This window comes from Enterobacter sp. PL1 (assembly GCF_945957325.1).
GTDB classification, from domain to species: domain Bacteria; phylum Pseudomonadota; class Gammaproteobacteria; order Enterobacterales; family Enterobacteriaceae; genus Enterobacter; species Enterobacter roggenkampii.
This window is the reverse complement of sequence record NZ_CAMFKT010000123.1, coordinates 1-251: the sequence shown is the minus strand read 5'-3', so window position 1 is coordinate 251 and position 251 is coordinate 1. Positions and strand designations below refer to the sequence as shown.

Below are 251 nucleotides of genomic sequence, written 5' to 3'. Positions count from 1 at the left end.
CTCTGTCACGATGAACTGCGGCGTAAGAAAATCAGCGCGCTTATCCCGCCCCGAAAAGGCGCGGGTTACTGGCCCGGTGAATATGCAGACCGTAACCGTGCTGTTGCGAATCAGCGGCTGACCGGGAGTAATGCGCGGTGGAAATGGACAACAGATTATAACCGTCGCTCGATAGCGGAAACGGCGATGTACCGGGTAAAACAGCTGTTCGGAGGTTCACTGACACTGCGTGACTACGATGGTCAGGTTGC

General features: G+C 55.8%; 1 protein-coding gene. It reads left to right on the top strand.

Annotation, left to right across the window (positions count from 1 at the left end):
* On the top strand, positions 1 to 251 hold a 251-nt coding region (locus tag N6P30_RS24550; protein ID WP_409557680.1), incomplete at both ends, for a transposase.